Annotated in this window: 19 protein-coding genes and 1 pseudogene; 8 read left to right on the top strand and 12 right to left on the bottom strand. The window is 43.2% G+C overall.

Annotated elements, in window-relative coordinates; translation table 11 throughout:
• The first annotated feature begins 385 nt into the window (after nucleotides 1–385).
• The 4 genes from ATB78_RS10500 (at nucleotide 386) to ttcA (ending at nucleotide 3,786) form a co-directional block, all read left to right on the top strand.
• Nucleotides 386–1,183: a hypothetical protein gene (locus ATB78_RS10500; RefSeq protein WP_005441595.1), complete on the top strand. Its 798-nt coding sequence runs from the start codon at nucleotides 386–388 to the stop codon at nucleotides 1,181–1,183.
• Nucleotides 1,176–2,012 (top strand): glucosaminidase domain-containing protein, encoded by an 837-nt coding sequence (locus tag ATB78_RS10495; RefSeq protein ID WP_061008627.1) that lies wholly within the window; start codon nucleotides 1,176–1,178, stop codon nucleotides 2,010–2,012. The genes ATB78_RS10500 and ATB78_RS10495 overlap by 8 nt, the downstream gene beginning before the upstream one ends.
• Before the next feature lie 17 nt (nucleotides 2,013–2,029).
• Nucleotides 2,030–2,692 (top strand): DUF2987 domain-containing protein, encoded by a 663-nt coding sequence (locus tag ATB78_RS10490; RefSeq protein WP_005441599.1) that lies wholly within the window; start codon nucleotides 2,030–2,032, stop codon nucleotides 2,690–2,692.
• A 200-nt stretch (nucleotides 2,693–2,892) separates the two neighbouring features.
• Nucleotides 2,893–3,786 (top strand): tRNA 2-thiocytidine(32) synthetase TtcA, encoded by an 894-nt coding sequence (gene ttcA, locus ATB78_RS10485; RefSeq protein ID WP_005441601.1) that lies wholly within the window; start codon nucleotides 2,893–2,895, stop codon nucleotides 3,784–3,786.
• 125 nt (nucleotides 3,787–3,911) lie between these two features.
• On the opposite strand, the gene uspE is transcribed toward ttcA, so the two are convergent.
• The 10 genes from uspE to ccoN all read right to left on the bottom strand — a co-directional run bounded on the left by uspE (nucleotide 3,912) and on the right by ccoN (nucleotide 12,897).
• Nucleotides 3,912–4,859 (bottom strand): universal stress protein UspE, encoded by a 948-nt coding sequence (gene uspE / locus ATB78_RS10480; protein WP_061008697.1) that lies wholly within the window; start codon nucleotides 4,857–4,859, stop codon nucleotides 3,912–3,914.
• Between the two features lie 180 nt (nucleotides 4,860–5,039).
• Complete coding sequence (locus tag ATB78_RS10475; RefSeq protein ID WP_005429849.1) at nucleotides 5,040–5,786, bottom strand: FNR family transcription factor; 747 nt, start codon at nucleotides 5,784–5,786, stop codon at nucleotides 5,040–5,042.
• A gap of 90 nt (nucleotides 5,787–5,876) precedes the next feature.
• Nucleotides 5,877–6,554, bottom strand: coding sequence for a sulfite exporter TauE/SafE family protein (locus ATB78_RS10470; protein ID WP_020197416.1), 678 nt, complete (start codon nucleotides 6,552–6,554; stop codon nucleotides 5,877–5,879).
• Nucleotides 6,555–6,563: 9 nt separating this feature from the next.
• The gene (gene ccoS / locus ATB78_RS10465) at nucleotides 6,564–6,728 is read right to left on the bottom strand and encodes a cbb3-type cytochrome oxidase assembly protein CcoS (protein WP_005429857.1); all 165 of its coding nucleotides are present in this window, start codon (nucleotides 6,726–6,728) and stop codon (nucleotides 6,564–6,566) included.
• A gap of 14 nt (nucleotides 6,729–6,742) precedes the next feature.
• Nucleotides 6,743–9,106, bottom strand: coding sequence for a heavy metal translocating P-type ATPase metal-binding domain-containing protein (locus tag ATB78_RS10460; RefSeq protein ID WP_061008626.1), 2,364 nt, complete (start codon nucleotides 9,104–9,106; stop codon nucleotides 6,743–6,745).
• A gap of 4 nt (nucleotides 9,107–9,110) precedes the next feature.
• Entirely contained in the window at nucleotides 9,111–9,587 is a 477-nt protein-coding gene (locus tag ATB78_RS10455; RefSeq protein WP_009706107.1) for a FixH family protein, read from the bottom strand.
• 89 nt (nucleotides 9,588–9,676) lie between these two features.
• Nucleotides 9,677–10,651, bottom strand: coding sequence for a cytochrome-c oxidase, cbb3-type subunit III (gene ccoP / locus ATB78_RS10450; protein WP_005441609.1), 975 nt, complete (start codon nucleotides 10,649–10,651; stop codon nucleotides 9,677–9,679).
• Entirely contained in the window at nucleotides 10,651–10,827 is a 177-nt protein-coding gene (locus ATB78_RS10445) for a CcoQ/FixQ family Cbb3-type cytochrome c oxidase assembly chaperone (RefSeq protein WP_009706108.1), read from the bottom strand. Before ATB78_RS10445 ends, ccoP begins: the two co-directional genes overlap by 1 nt.
• A gap of 9 nt (nucleotides 10,828–10,836) precedes the next feature.
• Entirely contained in the window at nucleotides 10,837–11,457 is a 621-nt protein-coding gene (gene ccoO / locus ATB78_RS10440; protein WP_061008625.1) for a cytochrome-c oxidase, cbb3-type subunit II, read from the bottom strand.
• Between the two features lie 12 nt (nucleotides 11,458–11,469).
• Nucleotides 11,470–12,897: a cytochrome-c oxidase, cbb3-type subunit I gene (gene ccoN / locus ATB78_RS10435; RefSeq protein WP_009706109.1), complete on the bottom strand. Its 1,428-nt coding sequence runs from the start codon at nucleotides 12,895–12,897 to the stop codon at nucleotides 11,470–11,472.
• A gap of 256 nt (nucleotides 12,898–13,153) precedes the next feature.
• On the opposite strand from ccoN, the gene ATB78_RS10430 reads away from it, so the two are divergent.
• From ATB78_RS10430 to ATB78_RS10415, 4 genes are all read left to right on the top strand, one after another.
• Nucleotides 13,154–13,510: a hypothetical protein gene (locus ATB78_RS10430; RefSeq protein ID WP_032802727.1), complete on the top strand. Its 357-nt coding sequence runs from the start codon at nucleotides 13,154–13,156 to the stop codon at nucleotides 13,508–13,510.
• A 113-nt stretch (nucleotides 13,511–13,623) separates the two neighbouring features.
• Nucleotides 13,624–14,811 carry an FIST N-terminal domain-containing protein gene (locus ATB78_RS10425; RefSeq protein ID WP_061008624.1) on the top strand — a complete coding sequence of 396 codons (1,188 nt, stop codon included), beginning with the start codon at nucleotides 13,624–13,626 and terminating at the stop codon, nucleotides 14,809–14,811.
• Nucleotides 14,801–16,531 (top strand): response regulator, encoded by a 1,731-nt coding sequence (locus ATB78_RS10420; protein WP_061008623.1) that lies wholly within the window; start codon nucleotides 14,801–14,803, stop codon nucleotides 16,529–16,531. The genes ATB78_RS10425 and ATB78_RS10420 overlap by 11 nt, the downstream gene beginning before the upstream one ends.
• A 313-nt stretch (nucleotides 16,532–16,844) precedes the next feature.
• Entirely contained in the window at nucleotides 16,845–18,197 is a 1,353-nt protein-coding gene (locus tag ATB78_RS10415) for an ISNCY family transposase (protein ID WP_155647799.1), read from the top strand.
• A gap of 60 nt (nucleotides 18,198–18,257) precedes the next feature.
• Here ATB78_RS10415 and ATB78_RS28360 read toward each other — a convergent pair.
• A pseudogene (locus ATB78_RS28360) lies at nucleotides 18,258–18,430 on the bottom strand (DUF3693 domain-containing protein); the annotation flags it as partial.
• Nucleotides 18,431–18,907: 477 nt separating this feature from the next.
• A complete protein-coding gene (locus ATB78_RS10410) occupies nucleotides 18,908–20,122 on the bottom strand; it encodes an HDOD domain-containing protein (protein ID WP_061008621.1) in 1,215 nt (404 codons plus the stop codon).
• Nucleotides 20,123–20,218: the final 96 nt, after the last annotated feature.

Here is a 20,218-nt window from a genome sequence, read left to right as displayed (position 1 = left end):
ACGTTCAAATTGGGTTTCGACCAATTGATGTGACATTAGTCATTCACTTTTGAGGCGCGCATCATAATCACCAAAATTGTGAAATCAAAGCATTTTCTTATCTTGAAACAGAAAAAATTTTGCAGGCAAAAGTAAACATTCCTTACCATACTGTTTTTATGGGGGTATTCAATTTTCCGCTATACGTAAGCAAGGCATTAATTTCTTCAGCAAATGTTTTCAATTTCATGGATTTGCGAGTGGTTAATTATCGACCAAATAGCAGATTTTGCAAGTATTGAGGCCGACTTATGATTTTAGACGTGGAAAGATTTCTTTATAATGACGCCCTTATTAATTAACTGGTTTTCCAGAAAAAATCTTACAAGTTAGCCTTGGATTAAATATGAACAACGATTTTGAGAAAGATTTCAATCTTGGAGGGAGTGTAGAGCGAGCTCTTTCTGGCAAGTATGAACTAAAAGCAGCAGCCGTTTTTAGTGAAGCTTGGCGCACCACCATTCAACAGTTTTTGTCCTTCTCACCTGCGATTATTCTTTTGCTTTTCGTACAGTTGGGTATCTTCTATATCGCACTGCAACTTCAACTGGGTGATCCAGGCGTAATCCTTGATGCTATTCAAGACCCAGAATCTTTCACCACTGACATCGTTTCTGCTATTTATGTGGCTAACTTTAGTTACGAAGTGATCAGCGCGCCGATTTATGCTGGTATCAGCTTAATGGCGATGAGCCACGTTGCTGGGTTGCGAACCAAGATCCGTCATGTGGGCAAAGGTCTTCAGTTTACGGTACCAGTGATTCTAGCAACGCTGTTTAGCTTGATGATGCAGGGTGTAGCGGGAATGATTTTCCCATTGCTGTCTCTGTATCTTTCTTTAGCGTTTAGTCATTCTATCTTATTGATTTGTGAGAAAAGAGTGCCGCCAATGCAGTCACTTCTTTTGTCACTTCGTGCAATCAACAAGAAGCTTTTTGTCGTCGCAGGGCTTTACTTAGGCGTGATGTTGATGTTTATTGTTGCTGCAATGTTCTACGGAATTGGCTTGATCTTCGTGCTACCGTTCTTCTTCCATTTGAAGGGAATCCTGTACCGCGAAATGTTTGGTATCAAGTTAAAGATCGTAGCGACACAGCAAAATGATAACGATCACGATGGTAACTCTCAGGTGTTTGATGCCTAAATCTTTAAAATCAATGAGTTTACGAGTGGCGGCTATCACAATAGCCGCCACTTTTGTTTCTGTAGGACCATATTTGCACTACGACCGCGAATATCGCAATGCGATTGACCCGCAGGTAGTGCACGGCCCGGTAACACACCCAGACTTGTCTAACCTCCCTTATATTGGTGACATTCCTGATTTCAACTCGATTAAGGACACGAAAGATAAGAAGACAGCGTTCTTCGACTTCCTTCGACCGAAAATAGCGTTAGAAAATCAACGAATCGAGAAAGAACGTGCATTCCTAACGTCTTTAAAAATCGGCGAGGTGAGCGCTGAGCAAACTTCTTACGCTGAACGTTTGGCTTCGCTTTACTCTTACCCATTGCAAGAAGGTACAGTGACACAAGCTTGGTTAGATGAAATGTTCAAGCGTGTCAACGTGTTACCTGAGGCGTTGGTTTTAACCCAAGCCGCCAATGAATCTGCGTGGGGAACCTCTCGTTTTGCCACTCAAGCAAACAACTTGTTTGGTCAATGGTGTTATAAGAAGGGCTGCGGAATTGTCCCTGCACATCGTGGGGCAGGAAAAACGCATGAAGTAGAAAAATTCGACACAGTACAAGAGTCGGTGCACGGCTACTTTATGAATGTGAATCGCAACCGTGCTTACGCTGATTTACGCGCCATTCGCGCTAACTTAGCAGGGAAACACAAGGATTTGTTATCTGTGGCGACGGCATCAGAGCTAACTCATGGTTTGCTCGCGTATTCCGAACGTGGCATCGCTTACGTTAATGACTTACGTGCGATGATTCGTCACAATAACGCTTACTGGACACAATAGAAGAAATAACGGATCGGATGAAGAAGTTAAGCCTAAGTTTACTAGGCAGTGCGGTACTGGTCTTAGCATCGCCTGCAACTCACGCGCAAGAATACATGTTTACGTATTCTAAGCTCTACACACAATTGAAGAACAATGCCAAAGAAGGTCATGACGACGTTAAAGTCGGTGTCTTTTTTGTCGATGCAGATACCAAGCAACTGTGTGAGATAGAAAAAGCATGGATGGAAAAAGAAGAGCATTACGAAGAGTTTGTGATTCCGGCTTCTAAAGAACTTCCTATTCCGATCGACAAGAACTTGAAGTCTGCGAACCCACTTGTCTTCGTCCAAACGCCGAAAGACACACGATGTGATTACTCTTTAGTTGTGATGACCAAAGAGCCATTACAGGGTAACGTATCTTACGAACAACTTACGCCTTTGATGCCACAAATGCAGGCGTTACTTGAAGATCTAGGCGGTATGTTTGCAGGTTGGTTCACTCCAGAGGTACAAGGTGTGACTATGGAATTTGCGGATAACTTGAATGACACTATCACATTCTCCGATGGCACAGAAAAAGCCATTGTGAATGGTAAAGTTCAGGTGGCTTTGAGTGACATTGGCGTAGGAGGTCATATGACTTTGCCTCAGCCAACGACTCGTGTCCTACCTTATCTGCCAAACGCGAAAAAGTAATCGTGATTTGATTTTTGAAGAGCTGCAATTGCGGCTCTTTTTTTTATTTTTATTGCCCATCGCGCTGTTTTAGAGTGCATTTATTGACGACTCGGTCACACAAACATTTAATCCTGCGTAAAAAGCTCGTATAATCCACGCCCCATAGAAATCCATGTTAGGAAGCCCTAGTCGATTTATCGGCGATGTGAGAGCCCGCAATGAACCAAGTAGATACAAGAAAAGAAACCCTAGAATTCAACAAACTTCAGAAGCGTCTAAGAAGAAATGTTGGAAATGCCATTACTGATTACAACATGATCGAAGAAGGCGATGTTGTGATGGCATGTATTAGTGGTGGTAAAGATTCATTTGCGATGCTTGATATCCTGTTGAATCTACAAAAGGCAGCACCAATCAAGTTTGAAGTGGTTGCGGTTAACCTTGACCAGAAGCAGCCAGGTTTCCCTGAGCACATTCTTCCAGATTACTTTGAAACATTGAACATTCCTTACTACATCGTAGACAAGGACACTTACTCAGTGGTTAAAGAAAAAGTGCCAGAAGGCAAAACGACTTGCGGCCTTTGTTCGCGTCTTCGCCGTGGTACGCTTTACTCTTTCGCTGAGAAGATCGGCGCGACGAAACTTGCACTTGGTCACCACATGGATGACATTGTTGAGACTATGTTCTTGAACATGTTCCATGGCTCACGCCTTAAAGCGATGCCTCCAAAGCTTCGTTCAGACGATGGCCGTAACGTTGTTATTCGTCCGTTGACTTACTGTCGTGAGAAAGACCTGATCAAATACGCAGAGCACAAAGAGTTCCCAATCATTCCTTGTAACCTGTGTGGCTCTCAAGAGAACCTTCAACGTCAATCGATTAAAGCAATGTTGATCGATTGGGATAAGAAAACACCTGGTCGCGTAGAAGCTATCTTCAAGTCAATCCAGAACGTAAGCCCAAGCCAGCTTGCTGACCGTGAATTGTTCGACTTTGAAAACCTTCCACTGGACCGTGAAGGAAATCGCGAAGAATACGAATTCAGTGAAGCTGTAGTTTCTTCGACAAACATCGACGAATCAATGTTTATCGATGTAACCAACATCTAATTCGAAAAGAGGAGGCTAAATTTGCCTCCTTTTTAATTTGCGTGCTTAGGGCCGTGAACAGAATAAAAAAATCCCCCAACAACTGGGGGATTTTCATTTCTATATTATTTCAAAAACGAGCGCTGTTATGTCGCTGTATTCGGATCGAGCGGACTGATGTAACCGTTTGGTTTTAATGCCAGTACGTCGCAATTGATTTTATCAATCACATGCTCAGCTGTGTTACCAATAAACACCGCAGAAAGCCCCGTACGACCAGTCGTACCAAGAATAACCATTGCTGCATTTAGCTTTTCTGCCGTTGCAGGGATGATGTCTTCTGGTAGACCTTGTTCAACGATTGTTTGCTCTTCATCCAAACCGTGTTTTTGGCGAAGTGCTTTCATTGCGGTTAGATGATGCCCGCGAACAGCATCTGTGTACGTTGTTGGGTCAAACTCAGGCAATTCAATCGTAATATTCGCCGGAGTAACCGGATAGGCATTAACGAGATACGGTTCAGCATCGAGACGATTGGTGATTTCTTTAAGGCGCTCGACCATTGAATCGTTCAAATCAATGTGCGTTGGGTTTTCCGAGCCAACATGAACAGACGCGAGAATCTTCGCGTGCTCTGGCCAATCGGAGTTCTTAATTAGAAGCACAGGGATAGGGCACTTACGCAACAAATGCCAATCTGTAGGTGTGAAAATGACGGATTCTAGAACATCGTGTTTACGCGTTCCCTTAACAACGATGTCGTGACCGCCAGCAAAGACTTCAGCAATGATCGCTTCATAAGGGCGATTATGCCAAACAACACAAACATCAAAGTCGAAGCTATCGTCTAAATACGGTTGGGCTATCTTACGCATCCATTGTTCACGTTGGTGGATAACACCGCGACGCATAGCATCTCTTTCATCGACCGACAGCATTGAGGTCATGTCATACGAAAAATCGTAGATTGACAGAAAGAAAGTGATTCGGCTTCTGGATACACTTTTTCGAGCGAGTTGAACTGCTCTTGCAAGTGCTGGCTGCTCATCATTATTGATGTCAGCAACAACAAGGATCTTACTGTATATACTCATATCTAAGCCCATTTTTTTTGTAAAACCAAATACCGAATATAAGGTAAATCAGTATATTGGAGTACACAAGGTACATTTTTACTGTAGCTCAGTTTGAGGAAGAATTTGAGGACTTTCGAAGGGATTTTAGAAGAAATATGATGTAGCTCATTTTCGAGCTACATCAATTGATAGGGCAAATTAGTCTTTGCTGACGCCTGCAAGTTCCATCAATGCATCATGGTCTAAGATGGTGATGTACTTACCTTTTACGCTCAGAATTTCAGATTTCTGGAAGCGGCCAAGTAGGCGACTGATGGTCTCAACCGTCAAGCCAAGGTAGTTACCGATGTCACCACGAGTCATGGTTAGGCGGAATTCTCTTGGGCTAAAGCCACGTTGAGAGAAACGTGTCGATAGGTTGTATAGGAAAGCCGCAAGACGCTCTTCAGCGTTCTTTTTAGAAAGCAGAAGGATCATCTCTTGGTCGCCTTTAATTTCGTTACTCATCAGACGCATGATCTGTTGGCGAAGTTTAGGCATTTTTCCTGATAGGTCATCAAGGATTTCGTAAGGAATCTCACAAACCATTGATGTTTCAAGTGCTTGAGCAAAGCTAGGGTGTAGATCGCCTGTGATTGCGTCAAAACCTACAAGGTCACCCGCTAAGTGAAACGCAGTGATTTGCTCATCGCCTTGTTCTGTAATGGTGTAGCTCTTGATAGTACCAGAGCGGATAGCGTACAGAGATTTTAGCTCATCACCTGCTTTAAAAAGCTCTTGGCCTTTTTGGATTGGCTTTTTACGCTCGATGATTTGATCCAACTGATCCAATTCAGACTCGTTAAGAGTAAACGGAATACACAGTTGGCTAATGCTACAATCTTGGCAATGAATCGCGCAACCGCCTGATTGGATACGCTTTGTTGCAGGTTTTTCAGAAATCATAACAACCTTTCACTATTTGATATACATCAATATTTTATCACTGCTTACTTCTAAAGGGTAGCAAAAAAATTATCGAAAACGACTTTCATATTATATGAAACCAAGCATTCGCATCGCTCCGGCGGCAGTATACACGCCATAAGTTATGAGGATTAATGCTGAGATGTTTCTAAATATTAACGACTTTTGCAGTTTCTGAAAATGAGTGGCACCGTATCCGATCGCGAGCATCGAGGGCAGAGTACCCAAACCAAATGCCAACATGATTAATCCACCGTTCAATGCGCTCCCTGAAACAGCAGACCATGTGAGTGCTGAGTAAACTAAGCCACATGGTAACCATCCCCAAATGAAACCAAATGGGAACGCATGCGTCGGATGTTTTAGCGGCAACAGACGCTTGCCTGCAGGAGAGATAAACTTCCAGATATACTGACCTGCTTTTTCAACCACAAGCAGTCCTTGCCACCATTTGGCAATGTAGAGCGCAACTAAGATCATGAAAATTGCAGCGACAAATCGAAGCCAAGCGAGAGATTGGGTTAAACCGCTCAATTCTGAAAGGCCTGATATAGCACCACCAACAATAGCGCCAATCAAAGCGTAGCTGGAAAGCCTGCCAAAGTTATAGAACAGAGGGATAGAAGAAGATGGTTTGTTGTTCGGTGCGCCCATGGAGAGTAACGAGGCGATACCGCCACACATTCCCATACAATGACCGGCCCCAACGAGACCGATCATGAACGCGCCAATAAAATCTGGACTCATAGAGTAACGCTATTGTTTTTTGTTATTTGGTTTTTCGTCTTCATCAAGAAGAATGTTGTGACCTTGTCGCTCTAGATCTTCGAACTGATCACTACGAACGGCCCAAAGGAAGATGGCAACGGCGACACAGACCAATACAATGGCGATAGGGATTAATATGTAAAGACTTTCCATGTTTGATCTCTCACTTACTTCTCTTTAAGCAATCGCAACGAATTGGATACAACAATAATAGAGCTTGCTGACATACCCACTACAGCAACGTACGGAGCGACTAAGCCTGCAACTGCTAGTGGCAAAATTAGCAGGTTGTAGCCCAAAGACCAAGCCAAGTTTTCTCTGATTATTTTTCTTGTACGTATTGCAAGCAATCTAGCCTCTAAAAGCTTCTCTAAGTTGTCACCAAGCAGCGTCATATCTGCAGAAGCTTTAGCGACATCCGTACCACCGCCCATCGCCACGGATAGATGAGCTCCAGCTAGAGTCGGTGCATCATTGATACCGTCACCAACCATCATGGTGATGTCGTTTTTATCTAGCCCTTTAAGATACGCGAGTTTGTCTTCTGGTTTTGCCGATGCGATCACATGGTCAATACCCATTTCATTCGCAACAGGCTGCGCATTTTGAAGTGAGTCGCCTGTCAACAAGGTTGTTTTGATACCGGCGTCTGCAAAGCGTTGAATGAACGCTTTACTCTCTTTACGAATGGGGTCGCGGTAATAGAAGGTTGCAACGTGCTCTTCGGCTACAGAAAGATACACAGCGTTGCTTTCATCGCGATTTTCACCGACCACAAAGGTGGCACTACCAATTTTTACCGTCTTGTTGTTCCATACACCTTGAATACCAGAACCAATGATGTTTTGAACATCGCTTACGGTAACGTTTTCTTGACCAAACCCAGAGAATGCGCGAGCAATCGGGTGGTTTGCATGTGCTTCGAGTGCCGATGCAATCGCAAGTGCTTCAGTTTCATTGAAGCCAGCGAAGGTCTGGGTTTGACTAATTTCTATGTCGCCTTTAGTCAGGGTGCCTGTCTTATCAACGACAAGATGATTAATCTTACATAGCGTTTCGAATACATGACCTTTACGCAGCAAAATACCAAAGTTGCCCATACGAGAGGTAGCGCAAGTTAGCGCGGTTGGGGTTGCCAAGGATAGAGCACATGGACAAGTGGCAACCAGAACAGAGAGCATAATCCAGAATGCATCATCAGGTTTAGTCTGATGCCAATAGAACCAAGTGCCTGCGGAAATGATTAATATCGCGCCTACGAAATAACGTGCCACGACGTCAGCGATTTCAGCAATTTTAGGCTTGGAGTGCTGGGCTTCGTCTTGAAGACGAACAATGTTAGAAATCATAGAGTCTGCTTTCGAGTTCGTCACTTCTAACTCAAACGACTCCTCGCCATTCAATGTGCCGGCGTAAACCGCATCTCCGGCTTTCTTAACCACGTGAACCGACTCACCGGTAAGCATCGACTCGTCGATATGGATACGGCCAGAAATCACTTTTCCATCGGCAGGAATATGTTCGCCAGGAAGAACACGGATACGATCGCCAATCTTCAACGTTTTCACTGGGATTTGTTCACCATCTAACGTTGTAGCAATCGCAGGGATGAGTTTAAGAAGGTTACCACTCGCTGCCGCTGCTTTACGACGAGCCCGCATTTCTAAGAATCGGCCAACCAACAAGAAGAAGGTAAACATCGAGATAGATTCAAAGAAAACTTCACCTTGTTCAGTCACTGTTGCAACTAAGCTCGCTACATAAGCGAAGATCAATGCTATAGATACCGGAACATCCATACCAAGCGTTCGACCCCTAATGCTTCGCCATGCATTGAGATAGAAAGGGAGCGCGGAATAGAGGAGCACAGGGGTTGCAAAAATTAAGCTCACCCAGCGGAAGTAGTTTTTAAACTCGGGCTCTAGATCGCCAAAGACTTCCAAATACAATGCTACTGCAAGCATCATTACTTGCATGGTGGCGAGACCTGCAATACCCAAACGATAGAGGTACTGCTTCATCGTATGGTGGTAAGCCGCTTCTTGTTTGTCTGCTTCAAAAGGGGCGGCTTTGTAACCGAGTTTATGAATTACCGACAGCAGTTCACTAAGTCGAACTTGAGTTTTATCCCAAGCGAGTAGAGCGCGGTTGGTCGTGGTGTTAACACGAATGGAAACCAAGCCTTTAACACCCGACACTTGTTTTTCAATCAACCAAGCACAAGCGGCGCATGAGACGCCCTCTAATGAGAGCGTGACTTCAGAGGTGTTCTCATGATTACGAACAAACTCTGACTGAACGTCCTCGTTGTCATAATGGATAAGAGCTTGGAGTTGCTCAGGGACTAGATCCGCCTTTTCTGCTGGCGCTGTTCGGTATTGGTAGTAGGAGACAAGACCACTATCGACAATAGTCTGAGCTACGGTTTCACAGCCCGGACAACACATGTCGCGAATTTCACCGAATATTTCTACTTTGAAATCCGTGTTGGCTGGTACATCTTCACCACAGTGATAACAGGATTTACACATAGACTTACTTCATCAAAGTTGTTGGTTGCGCTGGGAACTCGACTCGACCTTGAATCATCCATTCTTTATTGTGTGGTTCGAGTTCGACAAACCAAGGGCCTTGAATGGAGCTTTCAGGCGTTAAACGGTAATTACCAGTCGCATCAGCCGTAAGAAGCTTAGTAAAGTCACGATCTGGTAGAGTACGGTGCGTGAATGTAGCGGTTAGTGCAGGGAAGTGTGGCAATTCTCCTTTGTTGAAGGAGATAACCACTGTGTTGTCATCTGACGAAACGGTAGCGTTAAGACCAAGGTCTCGAGCGACATTCATTTTACTGATGTCGATGTTGATACCTTTGCCTTTTTTATAGTAATCCTCGGCGACTAAAGAAACAGAGTTGTTGGCGAATACGACCACTGTAACGATTGTCCATACCACAACGGTTAGAGGCAGGATAATCAGGAACCACGGCCAAAATTGTTTATACCAAGGCTTTACCATAAAAAAGTTCTCAACAGCTAAATGAAAAAATGTAAGGCTTTAAACTTAAAGGAAAGACAGCCCCTATGAAAGGGGCTGTTATTGAAATGTTACTTATTGTCAGAGTTGCTTAAGCTCCAGACATATGCCGCGACAAGTTGAACTTTGTCTTCGCCTAGAATGTCTTTCCAAGCAGGCATTACACCAGATCGACCATTCATAACTGTTTCTGTTACTGCAGCGCGTGAATCGCCGAATAACCAGTCTTGGTCAGTTAGGTCAGGCGCGCCCACAGCAGGGTTACCTTTACCGTCAGTGCCGTGACAAGCTGCACACACGACAAAGCGAGCTTTACCAGCTTCTGCTTCACGTGCATTCACCTTACGACCAGACAGGCTTAGCGTGTAGCTTACAACTTCTTGAACACCTTGTTCGCCAAGTGCATCTTTCCACGCTGGCATCTGACCGATACGGCCTTGCATGATAGTAGTTACGATAGCCGCTGGCTCGCCGCCATATAACCATGCGTCGTCAGTTAGGTTAGGGAAACCTGTCTGACCACGAGCATCAGAACCATGACATTGCGAACAGTTCTGTAGGAACAAACGCTGACCAACTTTAATCGCTTCAGGGTCTTGCGCAATCTCAGGGATAGGGCGTAGACCATCTGCGTTGTGAGCAAGTGCGCGGAATGCTTCACCGAAGTAAGCATCAGCATCATCAAGCTCTTTAGCGTATTGGTTAAGTTGTTTGTTTTCTTGTGCTCGTGCGATGGCTTCTTTTGATTCTTCCAGCGTACGTACGGTTTGATCTGAACTCTGCCAGTTAAGGACACCTTTAAAGCTGCCTAGACCTGGAAATAAGGTCAGATATACAGCTGCAAACACAAATGTGCTCACAAATAAGTATGTCCACCATTTAGGTAGAGGGTTGTTAAGCTCGCGAATACCATCGTACTCGTGGCCCATGTCTTCCCCTTCCTCGACGCCCATTTTATCTTTTGCGCACCAAGTCAGGAGAATCGCACAGCCTACCAGCGTACCGACAGTAATCACGATAATCCAGAGACTCCAGAATGTAGTCATTACTTCTTCACTCCTTGGTTATTTGGGGTCGTCTTTTGCTCTTCGTCAGCAAACACCAAGTTAGCATCTTCCTCGAAGCGTGCTTTACGCTTCTTACCAAATGCCCACCAAACGATGCCAATAAAACTCGCGAAGAGTACAACGGTATAAATACTATGAATTGTACCGAAATCCATGTGACCCCCTTACTTCATTGCATGACCAAGAGACTGAAGGTAAGCGATGATTGCATCCATCTCTGATTTACCTTCTACTTCTTTAGCCGCATTCGCGATTTGTTCATCCGTGTACGGAACACCAAACTGGTTGCGGAAGATTTCTAGTTTCTTCTGCGTTAGTTTGCCGTCTAGTACGTTCTCTTCAAGCCAAGGGAAACCAGGCATGTTTGATTCAGGTACTAGCTCACGTGGATCAATAAGGTGAACACGATGCCATTCGTCAGAGTAACGTCCGCCTACACGAGCCAAATCTGGACCAGTACGCTTAGAACCCCATAGGAATGGGTGTTCCCAAACGCTTTCACCAGCAACAGAGTAGTGACCGTAGCGCTCTGTTTCAGAGCGGAAAGGACGAATCATCTGACTGTGACAAACGTTACAACCTTCACGGATGTAGATGTCACGACCTTCCATTTCCAGAGGAGTATAAGCACGTAGGTTTTCTACAGGCTCCGTCGTTTGCTTCTGGAAAATCAGAGGAGTGATTTCTACAAGCGCACCCCAACTGATTGCAAAGACGATGAAAATTGCCAACAAACCGACATTACGTTCTAGGATTTCGTGGCGATTATTCGAATTATTACTCATTCTTTAATCTCCTTATGCCGGTTGAGGGATAGCTTTTAGGCTTTCTTTAGGTGCAGTTACCGTCTTGTACGTGTTGTATGCCATTAAGAACATACCGAATAGGAAGATGAAACCACCTAGGAAACGTACGAAGTAGAACGGGTAAGATGCTTCTACAGATTCAACAAAGCTGTAAGTTAGTGTGCCGTCAGAGTTAACTGCGCGCCACATTAGGCCTTGCATTACACCAGAGATCCACATTGCTACGATGTAAAGAACAGTACCAATAGTCGCCAACCAGAAGTGAACGTTGATTAGACTTACAGAGTACATGCGCTCTTGACCAAATAGACGTGGAACAAGGTGGTATACAGAACCAATTGAAACCATTGCAACCCAACCTAATGCACCGGAGTGAACGTGACCAATGGTCCAGTCTGTGTAGTGCGATAGCGCGTTTACAGTCTTGATTGACATCATTGGACCTTCGAAAGTAGACATACCGTAGAAAGACAATGAAACAATTAGGAAACGCAGGATAGGGTCGTAGCGAAGCTTATGCCATGCGCCAGACAGCGTCATAATACCGTTGATCATACCACCCCAAGACGGAGCGAATAGAACCAAAGACATCACCATACCTAGAGACTGAGTCCAGTCTGGTAGTGCTGTGTAATGCAGGTGGTGAGGGCCAGCCCAAATGTATAGAGAGATCAGTGCCCAAAAGTGAACGATAGATAAACGGTAAGAGTAAACAGGACGTTCAGCTTGTTTAGGGACAAAGTAGTACATCATACCTAGGAAACCAGCGGTCAGTAGGAAACCTACCGCATTGTGTCCATACCACCATTGAACCATCGCATCCACTGCACCAGAGTAAATCGAGTAAGATTTACCAAGTGACACAGGGATAGCCATGCTGTTCACGATGTGAAGTACTGCTACTGTGAGGATAAAGGCACCGAAGAACCAGTTAGCCACATAGATGTGAGAGGTATTACGTTTGACCAATGTTCCGAAGAACACGACCGCGTAAGATACCCATACAATCGCGATTGCGATATCAATAGGCCATTCTAGCTCAGCATATTCCTTACCAGAGGTTAAACCTAGAGGTAGGGTGATTGCTGCGGCTAAGATTATTGCTTGCCAACCCCAAAAGGTGAAGGCAACGAGTGGGCCACCAAAAAGACGAGTTTGACAGGTGCGCTGAACAACATAATAAGATGTCGCGAACAGGGCACTGGTACCAAACGCAAAAATTACCGCATTAGTATGCAATGGACGTAAACGACTGTACGTCAACCACGGCGTATCAAAGTTTAGCTGTGGCCAAACTAACTGAGCGGCAATCAAAACACCAACAGCCATACCAACTATGCCCCATAAAATGGTCACAAGGGTAAATTGGCGAACGACTGTATAGTTGTAGTTTTGTTCAAGCTGCTTTACTTGGCTCATTTGCATGCTTCCAATTTCTAATTAACTACACTTTACTTCCAACACGACTTGCGTCGTAACACCACCCAAGTAAACTCTAGAATTCAAGTGTTATCATCACTTTATTTCCATTGCTGACTTTAATAAAAAGTGGCATTTTCAGCGTGACACTATACTTGAATTAACAATTCAATGACAGAGTAGTAACCTTACAAGGCCTCTGGAAATCATTTTTTATTTAAAAAGTTTGAAGTTTGTAACAAGGATATTAGGAATTATGGCTGCACAAAAGTTAACAAAGGCAAGACTTGCACAAATCTTAATCATGCTCAGTCTTTTAATCGGTGCCTTTTTCTGGCGCACCTTTACTTATGAGCAAGATAGAGAGGTGGATTGTTCACAAAAACAGCGATGTGATGTAACAATTGGGGTAGCAAAAATCACTATAAACAAGGCTTCAGAAGGATTTTCGATTGAAAGCTCGGAAACTGATAGTGTAAAAATTGATCTAAATCAATCTGGCAATTTTATTAACTTAGATGATAAATATAGGGAGATTGATTGGAGCGCTATTTCTGAGACAAAAGCAATTAATCTCAAAATAAACGAAAATATTGTCCGAGTTCATTTATAAATCAGATCTGACGCGAGATAATTGTATCTTCTTTGTGCAATTAATACTTTCTTGCCTAGCGCTTAATTTTCGCAATGGTATAACAGTAAAGTGATAAACAATAATAAAACCGTATGCAGTGCCAATCATTATTTACTCATATTACTGATGAATGTTTAGCAATAGAGAAATTTCGCTCTGAGTTGAGTCCGGACAACTTGTCCCATCTCATCTGTTATTACACAGAGGAGTATGATTTCAGAAAAATCCAAAACGCGTTCGTTGAACTCTTTCCTGAGGTAACCGTCCACGGAGCTAGCTCGTGCCAAGCGATCATGACCAATCACGGCTATCATCAAGGGCCTGTTATTGCAGTACTTGCGATTTATGATTCCGGTCAACACGCGTATGGGACGGGCATTGCAACCTATGGGGATAATATAGAAACAAGCGTTGATGACGCACTTAATATGGCGCTTCTTCATGCAAATCGAGTAGGTGAAGTGCCGAATCTGATCCTTCTTCACGCAACCCCAGGAAATGAAGAATCAATAATTGAATGTATCGATGAACGCTTTGGCACTTTGGTTCCCATTATTGGCGGTTCGTCAGCCGACAATAATGTTAAAGGGAATTGGTCTGTAATCACTTCACAAGGATACGAGCAGAACGGCGTAAGTCTGACACTATTCTATTCATCCCAACCAGTTGATATCGCTTTTAGTGCAGGGCACTCTCCAACAGGCATCACTGGCATCGCAACAAAAACTAAAGGGCGCTGCCTTTTAGAAATAGACAACCAACCTGCATTAGATGTCTACCGTAAGTGGACCAATCATCAAGAAACACAATCCGACGAAGAAAGCTTCCTATTTACAAACTCTAGTGCTTACCCTCTGGGGCGCGTTGCTGGGCATCTTTACGAACGGCCTTATTACAAGCTGTCTCACCCAATAAGGGAAACAGAGCAGGGTGGTATCGAGCTTTTCACAAATATTGAAGAAGGTGAAGTGTTAACCCTCATGCAAGGAAGTCGCCAGCACCTCGTGGCTAGAGCGGCGAGAGTAGTGAACGCGGCTTTTAATCAAAAGTTAGAAGAGTCTCGAAAAATAGGGGTGATCAATATCTTTTGTGCGGGTCCTATGCTGCACTTAAAGCAGGATATTAATAGTGTTTGTGAACAAATTAACCAGGAATTAGAGAACCTACCTTTTATTTGCCCGTTTACTTTTGGTGAGCAAGGAAGATTTATAGGTGGCGAAAATGGACATGGAAACTTGATGATATCTTCAGCAATTTTCCATAAACCTTATGAAAGATAAATATTTAGAGATATACCAACAAGAAGCGTTACAAGAGGCACTTGTCGAGCTCAAAGAAGCGAGGCAAAGAGAGAAATTACTAGCAGACGAGAACAAAGCAATCTTATCTGCAATTTCCGCAATGAGTGAAGCCAGAAACCGGCATGAGATTTTTTCAGGGCTGAACAATGTTCTGAAAAAGTATATTGATTTTGATGACTTTATCGTAATCACACGTGACAGCCATCGCCAAAGTTTCAAGACTCTTTTATCAACTAATAGTGTATTTGATAGGGTAAATTGGTTACAAGGTAACGCGACAGAGCGAGCGCTTAATGGCGAGTGTATTTTGCTGTTCGAACCTATGCGTTTAAAGGAGTTTGAGAGCCTAAACTCCTTTATAAAAAGTCAGGTAAGCTCCATGCTTTTAACTGGCATTAGGTCTGAAGTAACGCAAACGATCATCATACTTGTCGGCGCTCAAAAAGGGCATTTCAGTATTGAAAACAAAGAGACGCTCCGACGTTTCAGACCTTTGATTGAAAGGGCTGTTATCGATATTGAAACTAAAGAAAAGTTACAACGTATCGTAGAAGTCCGCACCTCGCAACTTGCAAAAGCAAGAGAAGAAGCGGAAAGAGCAAACCAATCTAAGTCCGAGTTCCTGGCCATGATGAGCCATGAGATTCGAACTCCATTAAACTCGGTTTTAGGCATGCTCGACATATTGAGACAATCGACTTTAACCGAAGACCAATCAGAAGTTCTTAATCAGATGGAGCGCTCAGCTGATCTGCTTCTGGCAATCATTAGCGATATTCTCGACTTGTCAAAAATAGAGTCTGGTAGCTTTCATTTGAATGAACAGTGGACTGATTTAAGTGACGCCGTAACCATTATTATTTCTCAACAAAAACAAGTAGCTACAGCTAAGAATTTGAGTTTTGAGTTCGATTGTAACCTTGATAAAAACAAGCAATATTGGATTGATTCAACACGCTTGTCTCAAATTCTCTTTAACTTGATTGGCAACGCAAGCAAATTTACTGACTTTGGTGGTATCGATATCTCTGTGATTGAAAAAGATAGCGAGCTCATTATTTCTGTTGCTGATACCGGCATCGGAATTCCAAAAGTTAAGATTGGCCATCTTTTCACGGCTTTTCATCAAGGCGACAGTTCAATAACACGCAGGTTTGGTGGTACTGGTTTGGGGCTCGCTATAACCAAACATCTGGTTGAGATGATGCGCGGAACAATCAGCGTAAAAAGTGAAGAGAACGTTGGCTCACATTTCAAAATCAAGATTCCCGTGTTAACCAGGAATAATCAAGAAAGGCCCGTAAAGATAGAGCAAAATCATCCATCAAAAGCGATGAATCTTCTTGTCGTTGAAGACACAGAATCAAACCAACTGGTGATTAAACTTATCCTAAACAAGCTTGGGCATAACGTTTTTATCGCCAGTAATGGTGCAGAAGCATTAACGTTTTTGGAAGAACAAAGACAAAGTATCGATATCATTTTAATGGACGTCTCAATGCCAGTAATGGATGGGATAACTGCAACAAGGTTGATCAGACAAAAAGGAATCAGCACACCAATCATTGCTTTGACCGCACATGCGCTTGAGAGTGACAAAACCACATGTATGAAAGCTGGCATGGACGGCTTTGTTTCGAAGCCAGTACGAAGACAAGATATCTACCAAGCAATCCAATCACTAGTAGAACTCGCGTAGCGCATTAATATAGATCTTAACAATCGTAAGATTATTAAGATCTATATTAAGTATTTTATGGTAAATCACCATTATGTTTAATGACACTCACAAAAAGCGCTGTATTTTAAAATCTGAGAGGGATAGGAGACCAAACTAGAGAATAATTGGCGTACGTGGACACTTAATTTAACATAACACATATAATGCGCACCAAAGGTGTAGGCGCAAAGTTGTAATGTCACTATTTACCAAAGTTAAAATGTCTCTTTAGCTCGTAGTCACTAAGCTTTGCTTACAACCTGCTAAGGATGCGTTTAAGATGCTAGTGACTATGAATGATTCTGATATCAATCGTTTTAAAGTAATCCAAGATGTTTGCGATCGTAGGATCCGACGAGTCGACGCGGCAGACATCCTTGATTTGAGTGTTCGCCAAGTTCAGAGGCTTATGAATCGCCTGAGAGAATTCGGTGCTGTAGGATTGACTCACCAAGCTCGAGGTAAGCCAAGTAATAACCGCTATCCCAGTGACTACCGAGACACAGTTTTAAAACTGATTCGTGAACACTATTCTGATTTTTCTCCAACGCTTGCTAGAGAAAAACTATTGGAATTACATAGCCTTCCAGTATCTAACGAGACTTTACGAAGTTGGATGATTGCAGATGGTTTATGGACGCCACATTCGCAACGCAAGCCTAAAGTTTACCAACCTCGTTACCGACGTGATTGTTTAGGTGAGCTCATTCAAATCGATGGATCGCACCACGATTGGTTTGAAGGACGCGCTGATAAATGTTGCTTACTGGTCTTTATTGATGATGCGACTGGTCGCCTGATGAACTTAAGGTTCAGCGAAACCGAATCGGCCTTTGATTACATGCTAACAACGAGAGAATATCTTAATGAACACGGCAAACCCGTAGCGTTCTACAGCGATAAGCATTCGATTTTTCGGGTGAATCAGGAAAAGCAAAAACAAGTCGGTCAAACTCAATATGCCCGAGTATTAAAAGAGTTAGGTATTGAACTGATATGTGCGAACAGCTCTCAAGCTAAAGGTCGTGTTGAGCGAGTAAACTTGACGCTACAAGACCGACTCGTCAAAGAGATGCGCTTACAAGGAATCAACACTATCGAAGAAGCGAATGCTTGGCTTCCCTACTTCATTGCTGATTTCAATCGACGCTTTGCTAAGCCGGCAATGTATCCGAAAAACATGCATCGAAAAGTGCGCGAAACCCCGCGGGAACTCGATGATATTTTCAGTTGGCAGGAAATACGTAAGCTCTCTAAATCTCTGACATTTCAATATGACAAAGTGGTTTATCTCATTGAACCAAATGAAGAAAATACTCGCTTAGTTCACGAGCATGTCAAAGTCTTAGACTATCCCAACGGAGACATTGCGATTGTGTATGGCCACAGAAAGTTAGAATTCAAAATTTTCGATAAGCTTGAGCATGTTCAGCAAACGCAAATTGTCGACAACAAGCGACTAGGCCAAGTCCTAAAGTTTGCTCAACAGCAGCAAGAAGAATTTGAGCGACAACAGAAACGCACCAGGAGCAAAAAAGCCCCTAAACGCAGAGCTCAACAAAAAGCGCTTCAGGAACAACTAAGGGCGATAAACCCAGTTCTCATCACACCAGAAACCTTCAATGCTTCTAACAGTGAAACCTAACTCACCTACTCTATTTAGCTCATAAAGGGGACATTTCTACTTGGGAGAAAAGAGGACATTTTAAAATGGGATTGACAGTAATAATGATTCTGACGGACTCGAAATCACCATAGCCAAGCCACCACAAGCCATTGAAATTCCCGCTAATCCAAGCCCGTTATACTTTTTTGCTATGTTTTCCCACATGCCGCGAATCTCTGGATTCTCGTTGCGATCAGCGTGACAACTAACAGCTCTGTTTCAGTTTTGTTTTTCACTAAATCTAATTTACCAATTGTTCTAGTTCTTTGTTCTTATGCGGATCTTGCACTAGTTTGTTTAGCCAACTTATTCTCTATCTGCTCTTTTGGTAGTTATTGGGTTTCATCGGTGATGTTTGAAGATGCACTTTATTTTTCACGCCCTATGTTGTGTCACTCACGTCAGTAAACAATTTCAAGATTCTGGAAGCACCTTGGGAATCCATCGCCTTAGAAACATGCTTTCAAGACTAGATAAGTAGCTCCGTCATAATTTTAAAACTTGGCGTCAGTTCTTCTAATATTGCTCACTCCCTTAAGTGACACTGTCACTAAAGGTTTGATCATTTTTAAAAAACCAAAGAACTCGGATTTATAATCTGTGGGTTTCTCTTTTTCAGTTAATAAACAGGTAATAAAAAAGCGACCAAACGTGGTCGCTTCAAATATACATGTGACGTCGTAACTCTTTTACATCAAAAGAGTCATCTTTCCAGGGGCGCTCATTCTAATGGATGATAACGCTTCTCCAGATATTTGAACGTTAGCAAACCAAAATGGTTTGTGCTTTTCCGCAAACACTTCACTTCTTGATAAGTTATCGTAGATTGCATATGCCCTAGCCTGTGCCAAAGCTGCACCATATACGCTGCGTTCTAAGACCGGTTTCTTTTCTATGTCCTCTAGAATTGCGACTTTAATGTGTTCTACATTTTTCGGCCAGTTGAAGCTTTCCACAAGTCGTTTCGTCACCAGCGCTTCCATATCGACAATGACTTTAGGCAAGAACGCTGAATTGGGTCGGACATCAGCACACGCGTAGTACTTATCTTTCCTGTTAGTCTTTCTGTAATTCAGCATGACTTCAATGAGTGCATCTTCAAACGTGTCGGTAAAATGGTTAATGAGCACGATACTGCCGAGACTTCGAAGCGTTCCGATTAAAACTCCGCAATCGGGGTCAGGAACATCAGTTTCATTCAATCGCATCTTGGTGATGTTGGCGGTTAAAACCAATTGTTGCCAAAACTTCGGAGTAAGAACCTTAGTATTATTATCTGACCATCTCATCATTGGACGCGCCATCAAGACTGGGAATAACTTGCGGCAATTCTCAACTCCTATGCGACCGATCGCAATTCGAACATCTGAGTTGTTCTTTGCCGAGCTGCCTCGTTCACGTAGCCTCGAGTTTTCAATGAGATCAGCGATTGTTGAACTTAACTGATGACTATTGTTGGCTAAATCAGTCAGTTTTTGCAGGCTCAGAGATGGCGTATAGGCAAATGATGCGAATTGTTCAAATGCTGGTAGGTTGCTAGATAATTTATCAATAGGTAGAGCTTCTAGCTTTTTCCCTAACATTCGCTCGGCAACTTTAGATACGTCATTGATCACTGTTTGCAGTGTTTTCTGCCTATCTTCAACAACCTGCCGCTTTTCTTTTACTCTCTCTTGTTCACACATGAGAAGTATTCTTTGGTTACGTGTAACTCGGTCTTCCTCACTGAAGATGACGTCGTCGCAATAGCGTCCTTGTAAACTGAGAAGCTTGTCCACCTGTGACTGGTCCACTTGGTGGTTCATGCTTGCTAGCCATTTTGCATGCCTAAGTTCTACTTCTTTCGATACTTTGGCAGCGATGTCCATTGCTTCTTGTGTGTAATTTTTTTGTGTGAGCAACAAACTGATATTCCTAACGTTGTTTTATTTTCCTGTCGGCAAGTTTATCTATAAAGCCACATGCAGTAAACGAAATGTGATATTAATTCCAGTTATAAA

This window comes from Vibrio sp. CUB2 (genome assembly GCF_001557945.1).
GTDB classification, from domain to species: domain Bacteria; phylum Pseudomonadota; class Gammaproteobacteria; order Enterobacterales; family Vibrionaceae; genus Vibrio; species Vibrio owensii.
Note: the sequence above shows the minus strand (reverse complement) of the source record. Positions and strands in the feature narration are given on the sequence as shown.

What these genes read in the sequence shown, in the direction of transcription:
- ttcA (WP_005441601.1), top strand. Translation starts at nt 2,893, where the DNA reads ATGAACCAAGTAGATACAAGAAAAGAAACCCTAGAATTCAACAAACTT.
- uspE (WP_061008697.1), bottom strand. Translation starts at nt 4,859, where the DNA reads ATGAGTATATACAGTAAGATCCTTGTTGTTGCTGACATCAATAATGAT.
- ccoO (WP_061008625.1), bottom strand. Translation starts at nt 11,457, where the DNA reads ATGAGTAATAATTCGAATAATCGCCACGAAATCCTAGAACGTAATGTC.
- ATB78_RS10500 (WP_005441595.1), top strand. Translation starts at nt 386, where the DNA reads ATGAACAACGATTTTGAGAAAGATTTCAATCTTGGAGGGAGTGTAGAG.
- ATB78_RS10490 (WP_005441599.1), top strand. Translation starts at nt 2,030, where the DNA reads ATGAAGAAGTTAAGCCTAAGTTTACTAGGCAGTGCGGTACTGGTCTTA.
- ccoP (WP_005441609.1), bottom strand. Translation starts at nt 10,651, where the DNA reads ATGACTACATTCTGGAGTCTCTGGATTATCGTGATTACTGTCGGTACG.
- ATB78_RS10475 (WP_005429849.1), bottom strand. Translation starts at nt 5,786, where the DNA reads ATGATTTCTGAAAAACCTGCAACAAAGCGTATCCAATCAGGCGGTTGC.
- ATB78_RS10420 (WP_061008623.1), top strand. Translation starts at nt 14,801, where the DNA reads ATGAAAGATAAATATTTAGAGATATACCAACAAGAAGCGTTACAAGAG.
- ATB78_RS10495 (WP_061008627.1), top strand. Translation starts at nt 1,176, where the DNA reads ATGCCTAAATCTTTAAAATCAATGAGTTTACGAGTGGCGGCTATCACA.
- ATB78_RS10455 (WP_009706107.1), bottom strand. Translation starts at nt 9,587, where the DNA reads ATGGTAAAGCCTTGGTATAAACAATTTTGGCCGTGGTTCCTGATTATC.
- ATB78_RS10430 (WP_032802727.1), top strand. Translation starts at nt 13,154, where the DNA reads ATGGCTGCACAAAAGTTAACAAAGGCAAGACTTGCACAAATCTTAATC.
- ccoS (WP_005429857.1), bottom strand. Translation starts at nt 6,728, where the DNA reads ATGGAAAGTCTTTACATATTAATCCCTATCGCCATTGTATTGGTCTGT.
- ATB78_RS10445 (WP_009706108.1), bottom strand. Translation starts at nt 10,827, where the DNA reads ATGGATTTCGGTACAATTCATAGTATTTATACCGTTGTACTCTTCGCG.
- ccoN (WP_009706109.1), bottom strand. Translation starts at nt 12,897, where the DNA reads ATGAGCCAAGTAAAGCAGCTTGAACAAAACTACAACTATACAGTCGTT.
- ATB78_RS10470 (WP_020197416.1), bottom strand. Translation starts at nt 6,554, where the DNA reads ATGAGTCCAGATTTTATTGGCGCGTTCATGATCGGTCTCGTTGGGGCC.
- ATB78_RS10425 (WP_061008624.1), top strand. Translation starts at nt 13,624, where the DNA reads ATGCAGTGCCAATCATTATTTACTCATATTACTGATGAATGTTTAGCA.
- ATB78_RS10415 (WP_155647799.1), top strand. Translation starts at nt 16,845, where the DNA reads ATGAATGATTCTGATATCAATCGTTTTAAAGTAATCCAAGATGTTTGC.
- ATB78_RS10460 (WP_061008626.1), bottom strand. Translation starts at nt 9,106, where the DNA reads ATGTGTAAATCCTGTTATCACTGTGGTGAAGATGTACCAGCCAACACG.